Annotated in this window: 12 protein-coding genes; 6 read left to right on the plus strand and 6 right to left on the minus strand. The window is 37.3% G+C overall.

The annotated features are described in order from the left end of the window. Positions 1-12: 12 nt before the first annotated feature. The 6 genes from DLK05_RS01105 to pta form a co-directional block, all read right to left on the minus strand. Positions 13-1,275: a twitch domain-containing radical SAM protein gene (locus DLK05_RS01105; protein ID WP_127342126.1), complete on the minus strand. Its 1,263-nt coding sequence runs from the start codon at positions 1,273-1,275 to the stop codon at positions 13-15. 25 nt (positions 1,276-1,300) lie between these two features. Then, a complete protein-coding gene (locus DLK05_RS01110) occupies positions 1,301-2,212 on the minus strand; it encodes a phosphate acyltransferase (protein ID WP_127342127.1) in 912 nt (303 codons plus the stop codon). Between the two features lie 80 nt (positions 2,213-2,292). Continuing rightward, positions 2,293-3,198, minus strand: a complete 906-nt coding sequence (locus tag DLK05_RS01115; protein WP_127342128.1) for a bifunctional enoyl-CoA hydratase/phosphate acetyltransferase — start codon at positions 3,196-3,198, stop codon at positions 2,293-2,295. Between the two features lie 199 nt (positions 3,199-3,397). Beyond that, the gene (locus tag DLK05_RS01120; protein ID WP_127342129.1) at positions 3,398-6,442 is read right to left on the minus strand and encodes a sensor histidine kinase; all 3,045 of its coding nucleotides are present in this window, start codon (positions 6,440-6,442) and stop codon (positions 3,398-3,400) included. 267 nt (positions 6,443-6,709) lie between these two features. After that, positions 6,710-7,909, minus strand: coding sequence for an acetate/propionate family kinase (locus DLK05_RS01125; protein WP_127342130.1), 1,200 nt, complete (start codon positions 7,907-7,909; stop codon positions 6,710-6,712). 105 nt (positions 7,910-8,014) lie between these two features. Then, on the minus strand, positions 8,015-9,016 hold the full coding sequence (gene pta / locus DLK05_RS01130) for a phosphate acetyltransferase (RefSeq protein ID WP_127342131.1): 1,002 nt from the start codon (positions 9,014-9,016) through the stop codon (positions 8,015-8,017). A 220-nt stretch (positions 9,017-9,236) separates the two neighbouring features. Between pta and DLK05_RS01135 the strand changes: the two genes are divergently transcribed. The 6 genes from DLK05_RS01135 (at position 9,237) to DLK05_RS01160 (ending at position 17,091) form a co-directional block, all read left to right on the plus strand. Beyond that, positions 9,237-12,179, plus strand: a complete 2,943-nt coding sequence (locus tag DLK05_RS01135) for an FAD-binding and (Fe-S)-binding domain-containing protein (protein WP_127342132.1) — start codon at positions 9,237-9,239, stop codon at positions 12,177-12,179. Between the two features lie 1,149 nt (positions 12,180-13,328). After that, on the plus strand, positions 13,329-13,655 hold the full coding sequence (locus DLK05_RS01140) for a tyrosine-type recombinase/integrase (protein ID WP_127342133.1): 327 nt from the start codon (positions 13,329-13,331) through the stop codon (positions 13,653-13,655). A gap of 152 nt (positions 13,656-13,807) precedes the next feature. After that, complete coding sequence (locus DLK05_RS01145; RefSeq protein ID WP_127342134.1) at positions 13,808-14,500, plus strand: hypothetical protein; 693 nt, start codon at positions 13,808-13,810, stop codon at positions 14,498-14,500. A 77-nt stretch (positions 14,501-14,577) separates the two neighbouring features. Continuing rightward, complete coding sequence (locus DLK05_RS01150; protein WP_127342135.1) at positions 14,578-15,312, plus strand: HNH endonuclease; 735 nt, start codon at positions 14,578-14,580, stop codon at positions 15,310-15,312. Between the two features lie 9 nt (positions 15,313-15,321). Further along, positions 15,322-15,981: a hypothetical protein gene (locus tag DLK05_RS01155; protein WP_127342136.1), complete on the plus strand. Its 660-nt coding sequence runs from the start codon at positions 15,322-15,324 to the stop codon at positions 15,979-15,981. A 534-nt stretch (positions 15,982-16,515) separates the two neighbouring features. Next, positions 16,516-17,091, plus strand: a complete 576-nt coding sequence (locus DLK05_RS01160; RefSeq protein WP_127342137.1) for a hypothetical protein — start codon at positions 16,516-16,518, stop codon at positions 17,089-17,091. Positions 17,092-17,211 lie beyond the last annotated feature (120 nt).

A 17,211-nucleotide genomic window follows, 5' to 3' on the forward strand; every position in this document is an offset into this window, starting at 1 on the left:
CCAGCAAAGCAATTAAAAAGTTAAAACTTCGCTTAAACGCTCCTTTCGAAATTCATCCAATTGTTTTGTTTCAGATAAAAAACGAGGCCATTGTTTCGAAAGATCCTCGGCCATCATGTAGGATTCGCATTCTTTAAACTGATCGATAATCGATTGAGGTATTTGTTTCTTCTCTGCCCAATTGTAGAATCCCTGGAATTCATCTACCACCTTTTGTTTGTGATCTTCGGGCAATGCCTTTACATTATAATGCAAAGGGCGATCGAGAAGATTGATATAAAGTCCGTCGGATTCTATAATTTGTTCCATCAGGCAAGTGCGGTACAATTCCGGCAGATTTAGTATCGAGAATACCGATATAGTTGGAGCAATCACAAACCGAATGTGTGGTAGCTTTCTAATTGCATCTCTGTTTGCCTGAAATTGCTTCCAATCGAATCCCTTACGGATATACTCCCCCAATTTATCATGTGCATCGATACTCGCCATTATCTCTACGCTCCCAAACTGTTTCCAATACTCCAAAGCATTGAAATTGCCCAGTTGTAATTGCGAGAAATTAGTGTTGTATCTCAATCGGATTTTTGTTGCCTTATGCTTCACCAGCCAATCGAGCAACAGATAATGCTCTTTTGTAACCAATGGTTCCCCGCCAGCAAAGTAGATTTCCTGTGCCTGCAAAAGAGCCTCCCCGGTTTCACTAATAAAGCGATCAAAATCTTCGATATTTTGCAGCAAAGCAACATCCCCCAGGTTTCGTCTTAGCTTTTTTGCCTCTGGAAACCAGCCAGAACTGGCTCCATGCCAACAAGTACGACAGGCAAAATTGCAAGCGTTGGAAAATCGAATATCGAAATACACCGGTAGTTTGGGTGTATCCTGCTCAAAATAATCTCCAAATTTCTCGTGAGTTTCCTGTCGGATACTCTTGCCTCCTGCCTCTTCTACCCGCCTGCAAACGCCACATCGATTATCCGATTCCCCCTTGGTGAATCGCTCCCGCAAATCCTTAATGGCTTTCCCATTCCAAATTTCTCCAAAGGCTTGGGTATTGCAATCCCCGTAAGGGATATTGGCAACACAACAGGCTTTCACGCGACCTGCGTTGCTCACGTGGTAATGAATCCACGGCATCAGACAATATGGTTTTGGTTTTGGCATTTTTTTATAGAAACCTTGCATGATCATGTAGAGACCTTGCATGATTTTTCTGTAGAGACCTTGCATGGTTTTTCTGTAGAGACCTTGCATGGTTTTTCTGTAGAGACCTTGCATGCAAGGTCTGTACAAACAAATAAAATTAATCCGCCATCAATACGGATAATGCGATACAATAGAATTTCGATTTTTCGGATTCACTACGCGACATCACCACCACAGGTTTTGTGGTTCCCTGAATTAAACCACCCAACTCACCACCGGCAAATAGCATCAATCCTTTGTAAAAGGAATTACACGCTTCCAGCGATGGAAAAATCAGGCAATCGGCTTCTCCCTTAATTGGTGTTGGTATACCTTTAATCTCTACCGATGCCGGATCGCAAGCCAGGAACACATCCAAAGGACCATCCACAATGCAATCCTTTATCTGACCACGATCGGCCATTTTACAAATGATGGCATCATCCACACTTCCCTGAAATACGGGATTTGGTTTCTCAGTAGCAGAAATCAAAGCCACCTTCGGTCTCTCGATCCCAAATTTCTGAGCCATCTTTACCGAATAGTTTAGCATGGCTATTTTCTGTTTCAGATCAGGATAAGGCAATACCGCAGTATCCGAGACAAAAAGCAATTTGTTGTATTTTGGTAAATCCAATGCACAAACATAACTCATCACTGCTTTGGGAGGCAAAAGTCCGTGTTCCTTATTTAATACTGCTTTCAGGAATTTATCCGTACCAACCAAACCTTTCATCACCACATCTACTTCGTCCATGCGAGCCATGCGAACAGCTTCAGCAGTAGCAGCCACATCATTAGGAATATGTACTATCGTAAATATATCGGGATTAATATTTTCTTCCTGCGCCTTCTTGCTAATTTCCTCCTCATCACCAATCATCACAGCTTCCACAAACCCCTCTTCAATAGCTTTGGCTATCGCGCCAATAGTATTGGGATCCTGAGCATAGGCAACTGCAATTTTCTTTTTCTTTCCGCTTTCGCGAAGATGATCAACCATTTGATCTAATGAACGAATTGGTTCCATATGTAGTTTTTTAATCCTGCGTAAAAAAAAGGAGTAAACAGGTGTAGCAAACACACCACTTTTTACTCCCTATTCAAATATTATTTAGATGCTACCAAAGCAGCAAGTGCAATAGAGTACAATTTGGTTCTTACACTATCACCACGAGAGGAAAGAATAGCAGGACATTTAGCTCCAACTACCATAGCTCCCAGTTCAGCATTCGCCAATTTAGTATTGGTTTTATAGAATACATTACCTGCCTCTATATTTGGGAATACCATACAATCGGCATCGCCGGCAACAATAGAATCCATCTTTTTAATTTCAGCCGATTCCTTATCAATAGCTACATCTAAAGCCAAAGGTCCATCAACATATGCATTTTTAATCTGTCCTCTATCCGCCATCTTTGAAATAATAGCAGCGTCCACACAAGCCTGCATTTTAGGAAGTACCTGCTCCGATGCAGCAATTAAAGCAACCTTTGGTTTATCGATACCTAATGCTCGGGCAACACGAACTACATAGTTGGTTAATGCAATTTTTTGGTTCAAATCGGGCTGAGGAATTACAGCAACATCACTCACCACCAACAATTTGTGGTAATTAGGATTTTCCATTACAGTGATATGACTAAGAACTGCTTTTGGAGGCATCAAACCACACTCCTTATTAAGGATAGCCTTCATGTACTTGTCGGTACTAACCAATCCTTTCATGATCATATCGCCTTCGCCATTGTTAATCAATTCCACTGCCTTCTGAGCTGCTTTCAATTCGTTAGGCTCATGAACGATGGTAAATTTATTGATATCGAAGTTATGCTCTTTACATGTTTTGGCAATAACGTCTTTGTCTCCTACCAAAGTAGCTTCAATAATTCCATGTAAAATGGCATCATTCACAGCTCCAATTGTATGGGAATCATTTGCATAAGCTGCAACTAATCTTTTTTTCTCGCTGGCTTTCAGCACTTCAAGGATTTGATCCAATCTAGTAATCATCTTCTGTATATATTTTAGTGAATGTGTTGTTTATTGATATTACGCTATTAATAACTTGTAAGGCAAAAATAGAAAATAATTACGAATAGAAGTGAAAACAAGCAGGAAAACGACTAATTGATTACTTACAGACCATTTTTGTAACAATATGAAATTGTCCGTGAATTAACTACTATGAAATGCTTAATGGATTTTAGAACTAAACTGCGATAGAATGAGGAATGGAAAAGAAGAATCTGCTTCCTTTATCCTTGACGCTCTCTACCCATATTTTGCCTCCATTTAATTCCACAAATTCCTTACAAAGCATCAGTCCAAAACCCGTTCCGGTTTCGTTAGCCGTTCCTTCGCTGGTAAATACAGTATCAATTTTAAATAGCTTATCCATCTGTTCCGCTGTCATACCAACTCCCTGGTCTTTCACCTGAATTACCACAAAACCATCTTCCTGCTTAGCGCGAAGATCAATTTCCTTACCGGCAAAAGAAAACTTAATGGCATTGGACATTAAATTTCGGATTACCGTATCGACCATTGCCTTATCTGCATTTACTTTTACAGATTCAAAATGCCCAACCACGTTCACCTCCTTCAGGGAAGCTAAACTCTTGTGTAAATCCAAATTATTAGCCATCACCTCTTCCAAATCAAATTCTTCCCGATTCAATTTAAAATTACCCTTTTGTACATTCGCCCATTCCAAGAGATTCTCCAGTAATTTAAAGGTATCATCAGAACTCTTGTATATGGTTTCTATCATTTCTTTTTTCTCCTCCTCGGTAAGGAAATCCTCATCCTGAACGAGAAGTTTAGAAAATCCGCGAATCGCATTAAATGGGTTTTTCAAATCATGGGCAATAATAGAAAGAAATCTATCTTTTGCCTTATTCGCCGAAAATAGATTTACATTGGCATCCTGCAATTGAATGGTTCTTTCCGAAACCAATTTTTCCAGTTCCATCAGGTACTTTTGCGCTCTTTTCTTACTATATCTGCTGGTTGCATAAACTAATAATAGAACTAAAAAAACTTCAAAAAGGAAAGTGTACCATTGCAAATACCATACTTGATTCACATGTAAAGGCACAATTCGATGATCACTCCAAGCGTAATTTCCCTCATGTTTGCAGCGAATACATATCTTATAACTTCCCGGATCTAAGTCTGAAACCAGAATTTGATTTTTGGAGGACAAGCCTTTCCATTCCGTAATTCTATCCTTATCCTTTTGAATACAGAACTGGAATTGATTTTGTTTTTGCGGATAAATGGTTGCGGTTACATCCATCAAAAGCATTGAATTTGCTGTTATCACCAAACTAGTATCGGGTTTGATGTATTGCGTAACCTCCTTAGCCAAATGTACTATGGGTTTTGGCGTACTGGGAATAGAATCAGAAACATGAGCATAAGCCAGTCCGTTGGAGGTGCCAACCCATAAATATCCATTTTTATCAATTAATAAATTCTTTGTAGTAAATGTTTTGGAAGGCAATCCCTGATCCGGAGTAAACAGGGAAACATCATTCTTTCTTTTGCGGATTACTCCCCTGCTGCTTGTCAACCAAAGAGCATCAAACTGATCGATGGCTATTCCATTAATCTCATTATCGCTCATATCATCTAAATTGACTCGGGTAATGGTTGAATCTTCTAATTGGAATAGACCTACAGAACTACCAAGATATAGAATATCATCATCCAATTTCATATCCCTAATCCAAACATCTCCAGTAAGTTCAAATTTAAAATTCCGGCTTAAATTTGTGATTTTATCATCCTTCCTATTATAGAAAAATAAATAAGCACTTTTACCTTCACCACCGATATATAAATTCTTATTCCCAGTGAGGCAGATATCTTGCACCAATCTTTTACCCCTGAATTGATTCAGGTAGGATTTAAAAGTGCCATCAATCAAATTCACACGAAACAGTTCTTTATTGGCAACCACCCATGCCTCCTCCTCTGAAATTACTTCAATTGCAGTAATTGCAAGATCTGAGATTTTAACAGAAGTCAACAGTACATTATTTTCATATACCTCCAGATTGCCAGACTCGGTTCCAATAAGCATTATATCGCCATAAAACTTTAAAACATTTGCCGATCCCTCAAATGAAATTGCTTCAGTCTCTATATTGTTGTGATTCGAAATTTTATAGATTCTATTTCTCCCTGCAAAATACACCTGACCCGATTTATCATCAGCTATGGAGGCCACATAATCGGAATTGGCAGTTAAAAACTGGGAAGAAAAAAACTTCTCCTCCATAACAACAGCCCCCGAATTGGTAGCAACCCAATACTTACCAAATTCATCCCTAAAGATGGCATTCACAGTAAAATAAGGAAAACCACTAACAGGATAAATCTTGTAATCCTGATCCATATCAATTTCTAACAAGCCCTGAAACCAGGTACCAGCCAAAATGCTATTGTCAGCTAATTGTTCAAAACTCGAAACAATAATATCTTTAAGGATTAAATCTGATTTTATAAGATTAGCATCCTCATCAAAACTGACTTTCAGGACACCTTTTGATGTTCCAATCAGAAAATCATTACCTCCCAATTTAAATGAAGAATGAACTAAAAAATCCTGACGACTAGTTATCGGTGAAAATGAATTTTTTGCTGAATTGTAATAATAAAACAATCCTTTTTGAGAAACCACGATCAAATTACCATTGTCGCATTCCATAAATTGAAAAGATCGCGCGTAGGAACTGGTGAGGTTCTTTTTCCCCATCTCGTATTTCTCAATGGTATTACCATTGTACCTGAAAATATTATTGTAATCGGCAATCCAGATCATCCCCTTACTATCCTGATAAATATGCTTGGGGTATTTGGGTGCAGCAGGATCTAAATTGCATTCTATCAGAAGCTCCATTTTACTCTTTTCAAAAGAAGGAGTAATCTGATAAATTGCATCATCAGAAACTGCTAAGATTTTATTATTCTTGAGTTTCAGCAGTTCCTTAAAATAATGGGATTTTCCCTCGGGTAGTCGAAAAGGAATGAAGTTATCATTAATCAAAGAAAAAACTCCCCCATCCGTGGCTAGATAATAGATTCCCATAGAATCCTGACAGATAGATTTTACCAGCTCCTGATTTAATTTATTTTGCTTATTGTATTCGTGAAATCGGAAGTTGGTTTGCAGACTAAAAGCTGGGAGGGAAATAAATAGGAGTAGCAGAACGCTATAAATTGATAAAAGGTTTTTATAAGTCCTCATAAAGTAGGTATAGATATAGAATAAAGTTGTAATGGTTTTGAATGCTAGTATTCTATGCTGCTAAACGCCATTAACACTAAATTGTTACAAAAAATAATCAAAATATAAATCTTTACCAATTTAATTGCCAAGTGACAATAGTAAATCTCTGGGGTTATGAATTTTTAACCTTTAAAATAGCTTCCTGAAAAATAAAAAAGAACATACAACAAAGCCCGATCAAACGACCGGGCTCTGAAATATAAATAGATATTCTTATTCCTTGCCTTAAGACAAGATTCTTTGTGTATCCGAAGCAATTACCAATTCCTCATTGGTAGTCACAATCATAGCAGTAACCTTCGATCCTTCTTTAGAAATAACAGCATCTTTACCGCGTAAACCTGCGTTCTTCTCCGCATCGAAATCCAGTCCAAGATATCCGAAATCTTTAATAATTTTCTCGCGAGAAATAACATCGTTTTCACCAATACCGCCAGTGAAGATCACTAAATCAACTCCTCCCAAAGTAGCAGTATAAGACCCAATAAAACGTTTCACACGATAGGCGAACATATCCAATGCCAATTGAGCTCTTTTATTTCCATCTTCAGCAGCAATTTCCAAGTCTCTCATATCCGAAGAAATACCTGAAACTCCAGCCAAACCACTTTGCTTGTTAATCATGTTGTTGGTTTCCTCGATAGAAAGATTTTTCTTTTCTGCGATAAATAGTAAAGCACCCAAGTCAAGATTACCAGTACGAGTACCCATCAACAATCCTTCGTTAGGAGTAAATCCCATAGAAGTCTCGATAGACTTACCACCATCAATAGCACAAACAGAAGCACCATTTCCTAAGTGACAGCTTACTATTTTTTTATCTTTAATATCCCAACCTAAGATTTCGCAAGCCTTATTGGCTACAAATTTATGACTTGTACCGTGGAAACCATATTTACGCACATGAAGTTCTTCGTAACAGCTATATGGCAATCCATACATAAACGCTTCAGGAGGCAAAGTCTGGTGGAATGAAGTATCGAACACAGCTACCTGAGGTAAACCTGGAAGTAACTTTTCCATGGATAGAATTCCCTCAAGGTTTGCAGGGTTGTGTAAAGGAGCTAATTCGCAACAAGCAGCGATATTTTTTTTAGCTTCCTCATCAATTCTTGCACTATCCTGAAAATATTCTCCCCCATGAGCAACGCGGTGTCCGGCAGCATCAATATCTTTCAAATCAGAAATTACACCATGTACCGGATCAACAAGAGCCTTTAATACCAAGTCAATTCCAACACTGTGATTGGGAATATTCTGGGTAATTTCATATTTAGCTTTTCCCTCTGGCTTGTGAGTAAGAATTCCTTCTTTTAGGCCAATACGCTCCACAAGACCTTTTGCCAACAAAGTAGCTTCTTCACCCATACTTAAAAGTTGATACTTTAAAGAAGAACTACCACAATTTAATACTAAAACGTTCATCAGAATTATTGTTTACTATTTTGTTTGATATATAATTTTCTTGTTTGATCGAATCCAAAGAACTTATTCAACTATAAAGACAAAGTTTCAGAATCGATCTTTGTATTACATGCCGGCAGCTTGGTTAGCAGTAATCGCAACCAAATTTACGATATCGCTTACCGAGCAACCTCTGGATAAATCATTAATAGGAGCGGCCATTCCTTGTAAAACAGGACCAACAGCTTCGGCACCAGCCAAACGTTGTACCAATTTATAAGAAATATTACCTACCTCAAGTGTAGGGAATACCAATACATTAGCTTTTCCTGCCACCTCGCTACCCGGAGCTTTTTTAGCGCCAATAGCTTCTACGATTGCAGCATCGGCTTGCATTTCCCCATCAATTTGAAATTCAGGAGCCATTTCTTTTGCCAAACGAGTTGCCTCCACCACTTTATCAACCATCTCGTGTTTTGCAGATCCTTTGGTAGAAAAGCTCAACATGGCAACTCTTGGTTCCATTTGAGCAATTGCTTTTGTAGTTTTGGCAGTTGCAACAGCGATCTCTGCCAACTCGCTAGCAGTAGGATTAGGATGAACAGCACAATCGGCAAATACCAACATACCATTATCGCCAAATGTTTTGTCTTTTAAGATCATGATAAAAGCACCGGATACAACCGAAATACCAGGCATGGTCTTCACAATTTGGAATGCAGGACGCAACACATCACCAGTAGCATTCCTGGCACCAGCTACTTCCCCGTCGGCATCACCGGCTTTAATCATCAGAGTAGCTAAATACAATGGATCTTTGGTTAATTCCATGGCTTGTTCCATGGTCATTCCTTTTTTCTTTCTTAGCTCACACAAAATTTCGGCATAAGCTTCCATTTTATCATGATTTTTAGGATCAACAATAATGGCTTTATCCATATTTTTCAATCCCAAACGATTTGCTTCCGCCATAATTTCTTTAGGATCTCCAATCAGGATGATTTGAGCAATCCCTTCCTCTAAAAGGATTTCGGTAGCTTGTAGGGTTCTTTCCTCTGTTCCTTCAGGAAGAACAATTTTTTTGTTGTGCAATTTGGCACTTTCCTTAATCTTCTGCAATAAGTCCATTGTGAATCAATATATTAATCTGTTTTGTAATCTCGACATTGCAAATCTAGGAATAAAACGTAAACTTTAGATTCCTAATTCGATTAATTTACGTGCATTTTATCCAAAAAAAATAATAAATAATGATTCTTGATAAGCCTGCTTTACGAAATAAAAATGTAAATTCAATACCGCAAATCGCGTATCATTAGACCAACAGTAAAGACATCATCAGAGACCTATGCAACAAAATACATCAGCACCAAAATTTCAACTACTTCAGGAAAGATTAGAAGGTGAAGTACATCAGGATATTACTACAAAAATATTGTATGCCACCGATGCGTCGGCCTATAAAGTTATTCCACTGGCAGTGATATATCCCAAGACAGAAAAGGATATTGTGGAACTGATACATTTTGCCCGACAAGAAAAGCTTTCGCTCATTCCGCGTGCCGCAGGTACTTCGCTGGCCGGACAAGTAGTTGGCAATGGCATTGTAGTAGATATCTCAAAATACTTCACAAAGATCATCGAATTAAATACTGAAGAGAAATGGGTGAAAGTACAGCCAGGAGTGATATTAGATGAGCTAAATCTGTATTTAAAGGAGTATGGCTTATTCTTCGGACCCGAAACTTCCACGGCAAGCCGTTGTATGATGGGCGGCATGTTAGGAAACAATTCCTGCGGATCGCATTCCATTATATATGGTAGTACCCGCGACCACACACTAGAGGCCACTTGTATATTAAGCGACGGATCGAAAGCAGTATTTGGGAATATCAGTAAACAAGCTTTTGAGGAAAAATGCGAAGCCAATAATGGCATGGAATCTCAAGTGTATCGTCAGATAAAAGAGATCCTTAGCAAACCCGAAAATCAGGAATCTATCCGCAAGGAATATCCCGATCCGCAAATAAAAAGAAGAAACACCGGATATGCCATTGATTTGTTACTGGAAACGGCACCTTTTACCGAAGAAGGAACAGATTTTAACTTTTGCAAATTGCTGGCAGGTTCGGAAGGAACATTGGCTTTTACTACCGAAATAAAATTGAATCTGGTTGCCACACCACCAAAGGAAAAAGCGCTGGTTTGTGCTCATTTTGCAAATTTGGAAGAAGCCATATCGGGCAACCTTATCGCTTTAAAATATAAGCCCGGAGCAGTAGAATTAATGGATGAAGAAATTCTAAAACTGAGTGAAGGCAATCATTTGCAGATTCAGAATCGATTTTTCCTGCAAGGCAATCCGGGAGCACTTCTCATCATCGAATTTGCCCGGGAATCGATGTCCGAAATTGAAAAGCTCGTCAGCGAGATGGAAGCCGATTTTAAAAAGAACAAGCTAGGATACCATTTTCCCATGGTTACCAGAGCAGAAAAGATCGCCAGGGTTTGGGAATTGCGCAAATCGGCACTAGGAGTGCTTTCCAATATGCCTGGAGATGCCAAACCTGTTTCGCTCATCGAAGATACTTCGGTTCGCCCCGAAGTTATGCAGGACTATATTGCAACATTTAAAGAATTGATGAAAAAGCATCAGATCAATTGCGTATTTCATGCACATATTGGTAGTGGAGAAATTCACATGCGCCCCATATTGAATTTAAAATCTGAAGCCGATCAGCAAAAATTCTATGCCATTGGTGCCGATTCTGCCAGACTGGTGAAGAAATATAAAGGCTCCTTAAGTGGAGAACATGGCGATGGCCGTCTTCGCGGAGAATTTATTTCCATCATGATTGGGGAACACAATTATAATTTATTGCGGGAGATTAAGCATTACTGGGATCCGGAGAACATCTTCAATCCCGGAAAAATTGTGGATACTCCCAAAATGAATACTCACCTCAGGTATCAAGCCAACCAAATTACGAAAGAGATACCTACCTATTTTGATTTTTCGGGAGATTTGGGAATTCTGCGCGCCACCGAACGATGCAATGGATCGGGAGATTGCCGCAACACCCATCTTACCGGCAAGGCAATGTGTCCTAGTTATCAGGCTGGCTTAGATGAAAAAATGAGTACGCGGGCACGAGCCAATCTCTTTCGGGAATTCCTCACCAATTCGGAGGAGAAAAACCCTTTTAATCATCCCGAATTGTATGATATTTTAGATTTGTGTTTATCGTGTAAAGCGTGTAAAGCAGAATGTCCATCGAATGTGGATATGGCAAAACTGAAAGCGGAATTTTTACAGCAGTATTACAATACGCATGGCATACCGCTGCGAAGCAGGCTGATTGCCAATATCACAAAAATAAACCAATTAGGAAGTCTGTTTCCCCGATTATTCAATGCCATTAATCAACATCCCTTTATTGGCAAAGTGGTGAAGAAAAATCTTGGTTTTGCCCCAGAGAGAAGCATACCGAAACTGTACTCCTCTACCCTTCGGAAATGGTATCGTGGCAACACAAATGAGCAGCAAACATTGGAGCGAAAAGTTTATTTATTTGCCGACGAATTCACCAATTACAACGACACCCCTATTGGGATAAAAACAGTGAAGCTGTTACAAGCTTTGGGTTACGAAGTATGTATTCCCGATCATCAGGAAAGCGGCAGAACCTATCTATCGAAAGGATTGGTGAAAAAAGCAAAAGCTCTGGCCATAAAGAATGTAAATTTATTAAAAGATTTAATCACTAAAGAAACTCCCCTGGTAGGAATAGAGCCTTCGGCAATCCTCACCTTTCGGGATGAATATCCGGAATTAGTCCCCACAGAAATGCAGGCTGTGGCAAAAAATCTGGCGAAGCATACCTTCACCATAGAAGAATTCTTACATCAGGAAATGCAACGCGGAAATATTAAAAAAGCGCAATTCACCCATGAGCAAAAAGAAATTAAATTCCACGCCCATTGTTACCAAAAAGCATTAAGCACGAGTAGCCACACGCAGTTTATACTTAGTTTTCCCGAAAACTATACTGCCACCGAAATACCATCGGGATGTTGTGGTATGGCTGGTTCCTTTGGATATGAAAAGGAACATTACGATTTGAGTAAGCAGGTGGGAGAATTGGTTTTATTGCCGGAAATACGCCGAACTGCCCCATCGGTATTGATTGCTGCTTCGGGAACTTCGTGCCGCCATCAGATTAAAGATGAAAGCGAACGAGAAGCCGTACATCCTGTCGAGATTTTATGGGAAGCATTGGTACCAAATTGATACCAAGACCTAATCTTATAAAATACTTTTTTCAGCTATATCTTCGATAAAAAAGATACAAGCTAAGCCAGCAATGTTTTATTTTTTTTGCCTCAAGAACATTTTATTCGTGGATTCTTCTGAAATCAATATTTCTCAATTCACAATTCGTATCAACTTGCTTAGCATCTCCAAGATGCTTAGCAAGTCAATGCTGCCTTTCTATGACTAAAATGTGTGATTTTACAGATAAATTAGAAAGACCTCGCTATTGGAGGTCTTTTGTTGTTTACGAAAGTATTAGTCGTTCCTACTCTCTTTTTATTCGCGCTGCGGCTTTTCAATCCCCGCTGCGGTAAAATCATAGTGCGCTGCGCTTATTTTTGCCACGCTGCGGCAGTTTGGAGTGCGCTGCGGCAATTTTTTGCAATTCTGCGGACTTTTTTGGTGCGCTGCGGTAAAATCATAGCGTACTTCGCGATTTTTTATCGTTCTGCGGCTATTTGAGGTCTCCTGCGGCAGTATCTTGCAATTCTGCGGCTATTTCGGGTCTCCTGCGGCAGTTTTTCACAATTCTGCGGACTTTTAAGGCTTCCTGCGCCTAAATATAGCGTCCTGCGGCAAAATTACCCTTCCTGCGGGTTTTTGCCTAGCCTGCGCGGGGGTTACAGAGCGTTTTCAGGTAGCTCGCTCCCCTGATTAGCCACATCAGTTTTACTTTTCGATACTGCTTTCCATTCCGATTGGGTGGACTGCAAAGCTCTAATTCTTGCAGGTAAAAGATAACTGTATGCTACCGGTACACCCTTTGTTTCCAAAAGACCATTGTCTTTTTTCCTTGCCGAACAATTGCATTATGTGATTTATAAAAAATGTACTAGTGAAATTAAAAAAGCAGTTGCATGTTAAGGCTAATGCATCAAGTTAATGGAGTAAGTTTCTATTTTTCCGGACAAAAGAAATAGACGAAGTATTACAGCAAGCTAAAGGCTTTACAGCAGCTTGCTCTCCCCCATTCAACTTATGAAAAGCTTATTTATATTGATTCCAGCTCAATTGTTTTAAATTTTGCACAGACAAATTAAATAAAATATATATTTTTATCGGACTCAAATAAAATCAACAGATTTTGTATTGTTTAAAGAGCACAACAAACAGGCATGAATAACTATGGAACTGCTTCGGAATTACTATAAAAAAGAAAAACCCAAGCAGTGGGTATTTGAAGGAGTAAATAGTTCTAAATACAGTGCCGAAAGTATTTTAAATGTGGTGAAACAAGCTGCAAAAAGAGCAAAAATTAAAAAACGAGTTGACCCACATATTTTACGTCATAGTTTTGCAACACATCATTTAGAGCAGGGAACAGATTTAAGATATATACAGGAAGGCTTAGGACATGGTAGTTCGAAAACGACTGAAATTTACACTCATGTATCCAAAACAGATTTCTGTAAGTTTAAAAATCCTATTGATGATTTAATCAACACATCTTAAAAAACATACGCATACACAGCCAAATTGGCTGTGTATGCGTATAAATTCAACCGATAAAAGAAGTACAAGTCGGAAGATTGTGCTGACAGTTGGGAATCAAAGCCATTTAATTATTTGTAAATTTCATTATTAACCTTTTAATTTCTAATCTAATGGGATACGTATTATTATTCATTTTCTTCATTTGTATTTGTTTTATTGCCGGATGGAACACTCTCGGGACAATCCTTGTTGTAGCTACAGTTGTGATTATTATTGTCGCTATTATTTTTTCTGAAAAAGACAAAGAAGAAAGGAATGAACGAGAAAAAAAAATCAAAGAAGCTAAAGCTAAAAGGAAACAAGAATTGCAAAATGTAATTATACCAGCATATAATGAATCTCGAACTGAACTCATTAATAAATACGGTGATCCTACAAAAGTATTTGTATTGAAACAATATAGCTTAGACAAAGAAATTATTGCGTTTGAAGAATCAAAAAGAATTTGGATTTGTGGTAAAAACTTTCAGATGAAAAGTATATTAAGTTGTACGTTTACAGATGATAAAAAGGTTGTTAAGGGACAAATTACTTCTACTACTAAGGCAAATAGTGGAAATATGGTTAAACGAGCTGTTGTAGGTGATGTATTATTAGGAGGTGCTGGCGCAGTTATTGGTGGTTCTACAGCCAAAAAATCCACTATTACTACGCAAGACGATGATAAAGTTTATCACGACTATACTGTTATTATTAATGTTGACAGTTTATCTGAGCCAATTATTCGAGTTCATATTGGTTCTGATAGAAAGACATTGAATGAAATTGTAGGACTTATGAATGTTATAATCAACAGGAAATAAAACTCATCCCAACAGGCTGTAAAAATCATAACAGGTGACGGATTCTTACAGCTATTCGTTAGGCACAAGCAGGAGAAATGAACAGAATGGGAATATCAAGTAAGACAAGAAAAAATATTTGGTCTAAATCAGCAAATAGATGCTCAATATGTAAGATAGAACTATTCTCAAAAAAAACTGATAGAGATGAATTCAATATTGGTGAAGAATGTCATATAATCAGCAGTAAATTAGATGGACCAAGACATAAACCGAATATTGATAATTATGACATATCCGACAACTTAATTTTATTGTGTAGAAATCATCACAAAGAAATTGATGAATTGACAGATACTTATTCTGAGGAACTACTCAGATACATCAAATTAAGTCACGAAAATTGGGTGAAAAATACTTTAGACAAATCAATTAACAAAGGAAAATCAAATAAACCAAGATTTTTAGCAAGAATAACTTCTGGAAAAGAACTCTTAAATATTGTTTCTGATTCCTATGGATACAGAACTGATTATGATGAAGTGGAAAATGAAGAAGATGCTAAATATATTGGCGGAGTTTTGCAAGATTTAACTGATTACGGAGATTTAAGTGGAATGGTTGAAGTTTATGATAAAGTACAAATGGGATTGCAATTAAATGAACTTTTAAAAGACCTTGAACAAAAAGGATATTATCTGTTTGGTGAAAAAAATATAGAAAAAATGAAATTTAAAAATGGAGAAACAGATAATTGGTCTATTGCAACTTTGGTAATTAAAAAAAAGGATAATGAAGAAGTAATAAAAATTAACCTTGACAAGAAAAAATAGTTGATTGCATTGAAAAAGACTACTGAAATATATGATAGAGATTTAGAATTGAAGGAGAGATTAAATGCTTTTCTCAAGAACTTAACAAAATCTGAAAAGGACTATTATAACACCTTAAATCAGAGCCAACTTCTTGACCTTAAAATGGCTTTATCTGATATAAATAATGTTTTAACATTAAAGACAACTTTAGCATTTAGTAACTGGATTGCTAACTATTTTAACTTATCAAATGAAGAGCACAATCAATTAGTTCAAAAAGTAAATAGAACTAAACCAAATACTAATGGATTTGATATTCAAGTACCGAACAAAAAAATAATAGCTGAAATAAAATGTGTTATTCCAATCAACGAAGGATTTTACTATGGAGCGGCACAACGAAATTCAATTCTTGATGATGCTATCAAATTAACAAACGGGAAAAGAGAACTTCCTGATACGACAAAATATATCAAATTAATTGGTCTTATTGACCTTAACGAAAAGACTGATAAAGCAATAGAAAAATTAATTAAGCCTGCTAAAAACATTAGAACAGAAACACAATTAAGACTGGATAGACACGATATTGTACATAAGTTAAAGTTAATTGATAACTCAACCGAATTAAGTGAATTAACAACAGACTATGTGTACTTGAAAAAAATAAAAATAGCCAGTGCCTAACAATGTATATAAAAAATAAGCGAGATTGTAGTAACATCAACATTCGTAGCCCGTTTAACCTTTCTTGCACACAGAAAGATTTTTGCTTCGCAACCGCTTTCTTTTCATATACGCAACGTTGAAATGAATATTGCTGTGAATTTGAGCGTTTGAGATAAAATTTCAGGGATTGGGTTAAGGAAGGATTCTTGGGAACGAAGTTCTTCAAAGTCAACGCTTGAAGCGTGCGAGTGTTACACACTTGGAACGTAAAAACGTTTTTGACTTTGAGAAGTTACAGGACTTTTCCCAGAAAGTCAAGTAAGGAAAGAATCCTGGGGTGTGGCAATCCCTTCTTCCCTTATTGAACAGATTCATACATGGATGTATAAACAATACAAAAGGGAATGAAATTTTAAAAGTAAAATTATAAATCAGAATAGCTTAAAATTTACGTCAGTGGTATTCACAGCAAAACTCATCCCAACAGGCTGTAAAAATCATAACAGGTGACGGATTCTTACAGCTATTCGTTAGCACTTATTTAAGAAAAAAATGAAACGATTACCTAAATTTATAGAAAAGAATATTTCAGGAAAAAAGGTTTTAGGACTTTTTATTTTGACCAATGTTGTTTACATCTTTATGCTGACTGTTACAATTCCTAAAACAATGGAATTCTCTAACGGAATGAAATTATTGGATATGATGCCCTCTGGATATGATTTGAATTATGTAAGTGAATTATTCAGTTCTCTTGGAGAAAATGGACGAGAGACTTATCTAACCAGCCAAATACCTGTGGATATGATTTACCCACTACTTTTCGGACTTTCTTACTGTTTGCTTTTGGGATATTTCTTAAAAAAACTAAACAAACTTAATAGCCCATTTTTATATTTATGCCTACTTCCTGTAATTGCAGGAATTTCAGATTATTTGGAAAATATAGGAATAATTACAATGTTGAACAATTATCCAGACTTGACAGAGACTATGGTTAATGCAACCAATACTTTTACAGTTCTAAAAAGTATTTCAACAAGCGTATTTTTTATTGCCTTGATAGTAATCTTAATAATACTTGGAATTAAATTCGTAAAAAGAAATAAAACAAGTGCTAATAAATAGAACTATGAGTGGTCTGCAAGACCCAGCGATGAGTACATGTTGAACTACATCCCGTGTTGCTTTGGATTTTCTATGCTTTTACCGACGATTTTTCTTGTATTCTGAAGTCTTCAGAGGGGG

This window comes from Ancylomarina longa (genome assembly GCF_003996985.1).
Classification (GTDB): Bacteria; Bacteroidota; Bacteroidia; order Bacteroidales; family Marinifilaceae; genus Ancylomarina_A; species Ancylomarina_A longa.